5 protein-coding genes and 1 pseudogene are annotated in these 5,079 nt (G+C 45.5%); 2 read left to right on the plus strand and 4 right to left on the minus strand.

The genetic code is table 11. The features are described 5' to 3' along the window. Positions 1-79 precede the first annotated feature (79 nt). The 4 genes from Q1A70_RS18825 to Q1A70_RS18840 all read right to left on the minus strand — a co-directional run bounded on the left by Q1A70_RS18825 (position 80) and on the right by Q1A70_RS18840 (position 3,527). The gene (locus Q1A70_RS18825) at positions 80-529 is read right to left on the minus strand and encodes a PAS domain-containing protein (protein WP_299695349.1); all 450 of its coding nucleotides are present in this window, start codon (positions 527-529) and stop codon (positions 80-82) included. 1 nt (position 530) lies between these two features. Beyond that, positions 531-1,535: a response regulator gene (locus Q1A70_RS18830; protein ID WP_299695346.1), complete on the minus strand. Its 1,005-nt coding sequence runs from the start codon at positions 1,533-1,535 to the stop codon at positions 531-533. Positions 1,536-1,817: 282 nt separating this feature from the next. Then, positions 1,818-2,063 (minus strand): hypothetical protein, encoded by a 246-nt coding sequence (locus Q1A70_RS18835; RefSeq protein WP_299695343.1) that lies wholly within the window; start codon positions 2,061-2,063, stop codon positions 1,818-1,820. Positions 2,064-2,183: 120 nt separating this feature from the next. Continuing rightward, on the minus strand, positions 2,184-3,527 hold the full coding sequence (locus Q1A70_RS18840) for an MATE family efflux transporter (protein ID WP_299695340.1): 1,344 nt from the start codon (positions 3,525-3,527) through the stop codon (positions 2,184-2,186). 100 nt (positions 3,528-3,627) lie between these two features. On the opposite strand from Q1A70_RS18840, the gene Q1A70_RS18845 reads away from it, so the two are divergent. Both Q1A70_RS18845 and Q1A70_RS18850 read left to right on the plus strand, forming a co-directional pair. Continuing rightward, positions 3,628-4,581: a LysR family transcriptional regulator gene (locus Q1A70_RS18845; protein WP_299695337.1), complete on the plus strand. Its 954-nt coding sequence runs from the start codon at positions 3,628-3,630 to the stop codon at positions 4,579-4,581. A 67-nt stretch (positions 4,582-4,648) separates the two neighbouring features. Then, positions 4,649-5,005: pseudogene (locus Q1A70_RS18850) on the plus strand (EamA family transporter); the annotation flags it as partial. Positions 5,006-5,079 lie beyond the last annotated feature (74 nt).

Below are 5,079 nucleotides of genomic sequence, written 5' to 3' on the forward strand. Positions count from 1 at the left end.
GTGTAATTATCATAGTTCGTAGCATGATCCTGATTTTACTAAAAATCAAGCACCTTCAATGATCACGGGTATAGAAACATTAAGTGTTTGGCTTAATTCTTTGAGACATCAAGGCCTCAACGGTTGCATCTTGAATGGATAGGAACAAAGAGGTGACTTGCCCTGTTAGCGAGCGCATGGGATTGAGCGTTACGTTCTGATACATGAAATCAGCTTGCTGGGTGACAGGTCGAACATTACGGCATTTGAATAGATAAGGCCTTTGTTGCCATGTAATAAAGCTGCGACACCCAAGATCATAGACAGGCTTGGTTTTCAGCCTAAACCACTCTTCAGGTATTTCAGGAAACAACTCAAAAATCGACTTCCCGATCGCATCATGCGATTGTTTACCGCTATGATGAGTCATAAAGCCATTCCAAACTTGCACCTGAAAGTCACGATTGATGACCACCAGACCCATATCGACGTTTTGAACCATGTCCACCATCCAGTGAAACTGTTCAAATTCAGCTGGAAGATTCAGCATATTAAAATTCCTCCATCAGGTAGGCCAATTTTTTATCGAGTAGAGGTAGCGACTCATCCACAAACATAAATAGAAGATCACACCGGATTGAAGTGCCTTCAATGTTGTAGCTGACTTCAAAAGTCATGGTCTTGTTGAAAGAGCCCGCGGTATTTTCAATAACCGAATCGATCGAGATATGTTGCCCAAGTAGGACCGGAGAACTTTGGAAGAAACGCACTTCGGATTGCTCCCCTAACCCATTTAAGAATGCGCCAACAAGGATATTCGACACATCCATCAGCAGCTCTAGCTCTTCGAGTTGTTCGCTCTCGGTAGGCACCTTCATCAGCTTTTTAAGATCGCTAACACTGGAATCACTAAGCAATACTAGTGCTTCACCTGCTATGCCTTCTCCGCTAAACCCTTGGCAAACACCAGACACTTGAGCGTTATTGGCGAGATCACGCAGTGCCATGTGCAATTCACTCACTTCGAAGATGTTTACGTTGGGTAAAGGTAATTGAACAAACACATTAAAGTGGCGAGCCAGTGCATCGGCGGCGCGCCCAATAGCCACGTTCGCCACTTCCATATAAACGTCGCGCCTGCGCAGTATTGGTAACTCTAGCGCTATCGGAGTCACTAAGTGAGGCTGTTGTACCGGCTCAACATGCTCACGTAAAATGGCTTTTAACGCATCTTTATTGATTGGTTTTTGCAAAAACGCTTTGGCACCAAGCTCCATCACCTTCTGTTGTGCTTTGGGTTGGATATCGCCAGACACCACAACAATCGGCGTCGTATCCCCCAAACGCTGCATTTCTTCCAAGGTGCCATAGCCATCGAGCTCTGGCATGGTGAGATCAAGGAACATCAGTTTAAACTGAGTTTGAGCTAACTCTTCAAGTGCATTGAGCCCGTGAACAGCAAAAGTGATCTCTGCATTGAGAGAGCTGGGCAGTGAACGAGCCATCTGCTTCCTTGCTAACGCAGAATCATCACATATAAGAACTGGGAACGACATAGATGCACCATCGACAAATTAAACCTAACTTGAGCGAGTGTAACAGAACATCATAGTATCAGGTATGTGGTGAATAGATTTACCTGTAAATTATTACCAAGAATGATAGGATAAACAGACAAGTGATAATTTCCCATGATTATCTATGCGAAACAATATACTACGAAGGAGGTAATGATGATGAACTCATCAAATGATGGGCCTTAATCTGACGATGGATTAAGGCTCTAGCTTGGCGACGAATGCGATAAGGATGGGTTGACCGAACAAAACGAACCCAACTTACATCGAATAACTCGGCCAAAGGATCAGTAGCGCAAACCGGATGATCACCGCGAATACCAATAACGCGATCCCCAAGCGATACCATTTATACTCTGCAATATTCATAGGGATACGTTTATAGAACATAGTGATCACCCCTTTCCAGTCACTACTTCGCTTTGCATACTGCATCACACTCGTCAAAACAAACAGTGCACCCAGCACTAGCATTCCTTTTTCAGCCCAGAACAATCCAACTTCCATGAGTGTATTCCTTGATAAAACAGTAAACGACTCACTTCATTCTAATCAGCTTTGCGCTCTGTTTCTGTAAGACCAAGGTCTAACTCATTCTGCGGCGGAAAAATGATTCTCTTCTCAAACTTATACAGATGCGTGCTCTTGTGAGTGGCTGTTCTTTTGAATCAAACGCATCAACAGGATGAGCAGCAAAATACCGGTCACACCCAAGCCAACACCAATACCTCCCCAGATCCCTGCCAGTTGGAATGTTGGCATTAAATACCAAGCCGCAGGCAAACCGAATGCCCAATAACCAATTGCCGTCATCACGGTTGGCATTGAGACAATCTTCATACCTCTCAGCAGGTTAATTGCCAGTAGTTGCCACGCATCAACAATAAAGCACAGTGCAACTACCCAAATAACGGAGGCCAGCAGTGAAGTCATCGCGCCCGTATCATCGTCCAGTTTGAACATAGAAGCGATCATTTCAGGCCATAGGATAAACACCGCAGATAGCACAACACTCAAGATAGAAACCAAGATAAAGCTTTGAATTGAGGTTCTTTTGATCCCTTCATAGTTACCCGCACCAAAATCACGGCCAACCAAGATAGCGGCGGCCTGTGAAAAGCCAAAGTTGAAATTCCAAGTAAAGCTTAAGCACTGAAGTAAGATCTGGTGCAACGCTAAAGAAGCAATGCTAATCGTGCCAGCCATCAAGGTGCCACCGTATATTAGCCCGTGCTCCAGTAGCGCCGCTAATGCGATTGGTAATCCCATCATTAACAACGGAGTCATCAGCTTAATTGAGTACTCTTCAGTATGTAACCAAGGGGCAAACGGCTTAAACTGATCACGCTTGAATACCCAAACCGTGTAGCCAACCATCACCATACACGCCGCGATAGCCGTACCGAGCCCTAGACCCGTTAACCCCATCTCTAATTGGAAGGTGAGAAAATAACTGACAGGCACATTGAGAATGACAGTGATCAGTGACATCACTAAAATAGAACGCACATTACCGAACGCGCAGGTTAAACCACGCAGAACCAACAGAATAAGTGAGGGGAACATCACCCATTTTAGGGCATGCACATACTCCATGGCTAAGGTGATCACTTCTTGTGGTTGCTGCGCTGCTTGCAATACCGCTGGAGCACACCAAAAGCTCGCCATTAGCAGCACACTTAGCACCAACGTCAACATCACCGCGCCCTTAACGGCAAGTCTAATTTGCGTATTGCCAAATTCGGGACGAGCGACTCGCTGACCATAAGCAATCGCGATCAAGTTTGCGACACAACCGACGGTGCTGCTCGCGATGATAAAAATGAAGAAGTAGATGGAGGCACCCAAGCCACCAGCCGCCAGCGCTGACACACTGATACGCGACATCATCCAAACATCGGTCAGAACTAAAGCCATGGAGATCAGCTGTGAGATGATCAAAGGGAATGCAAGTGTGAGTATTTTTTTCATGAGCGCCTCTATTAATTTCGCACAAAATACGCTCGATGAGGCTGGCTTTCAATTGATAAATTTGCGACCCTAGCATTCTTTAAACTCATGCGAATAAATAATGACCCCATATCCTAATTTGCCGTCATCACATAATGGCTTTAAAGCCTTTGAAGCTGTGGCGAGGCTAATGAGCTTTACCTTAGCTGCCGATGAACTCAATGTGACACAGAGTGCGATCAGTCGTCAGATCAAACAGCTTGAAGATGATCTGAGCGCATCACTGATCATTCGCAAGCATCGAGCGATTGAATTAACGGAATCAGGGCATGACCTGTATATGGCCTTGCGCAATAGCTACAGCAATATTGAGACGGTGATTGCCTCGTGGGGGGAGCCAAAGCAGAAGCGTATTGTGATCAAGGCGACTCTAAGCTTTGCTACACGGGTCTTGATCTCCAAAGTTCGAGAATTAAACGAGCGTTATCAAGATTATGAAATCGTTATTGTCCCTGTCATTGAAGAAGATGAGGCGATCAATAGCAGCGAGTATGATTTGCTTATCTTCCACACGCGCTTCAAAAGCCGTTATGACCATACTTCTCATATCAACTTCTTACGTGACGAGTTTATGGCTCCCGTTTGTTCAGCAAGTTTAACTACCCCAAACACCACCCTCGATTCGATTTTAACCTTACCAAGGCTGCACCCCACCTTAGATCACCACGACTGGAAAGTATGGTTATCTGATGTCGAGTCTCCCCCGAGAAAGCCCGCAAGAAACACCAGCTTCTTATCATTGGATATGGCACTCAGTGCGTGTTTGTCAGGCGAAGGGGTTACGGTCACGGATCTGCTATTAGTGTTACAAGATCTCCAGCGAGGGTTCTTGTACTGTCCTAAAAACGCCAACATCCAACACAGTGCATGGACTTACTACCTACATCAACGTACACACACTCCTGTCATTGACGATCTGATCGAATGGCTTAAAGCCGAAACACAAAAGGAAGTGGAACTATTGAAACAACTCGCTCAGCAGTATCAGTGGTCTGGCGTTATCCATACTCAATAATGCTAATTGCACCCACGAGCCAAACTAGGTTATGCTCGCTGCCCTTTTCGCTTCAATTGATATTTTTATGCCTTCTTTCTCTCTTTCACTGATCCCGGTAGGGGTTAGGTTTATGCTCCTCTCAGCTTTTGGATTCGCACTGATGTCAGCTTGTGTGAAGTACGTAAGCAACTACGGCGTCCCGGTATTTGAAATTGTGGCCGCAAGGGCCTTAGTGTCTTTGGTCATCTGCTATCTCGATGTAAAACGAAAAGGCATTTCGATCTGGGGTAATAATAAACCTTTGTTGTTTCTGCGCGGCGCAGTGGGGACAGCTGCCTTAATGTGCGTTTACTACGCCTTGACCACCTTGCCACTGGCTGAAGCGACGATTTTGCAATACGTTCACCCAGTATTTACCGCATTACTCGGCGTGTTATTCGTAAGCGTCTACGAACCGACTCATTGACTTTCTAATATCAACACAGATACCGCCAACTAAGGCGGTATCTGTCATTC

The organism is uncultured Vibrio sp. (assembly GCF_947488985.1).
GTDB lineage: Bacteria > Pseudomonadota > Gammaproteobacteria > Enterobacterales > Vibrionaceae > Vibrio.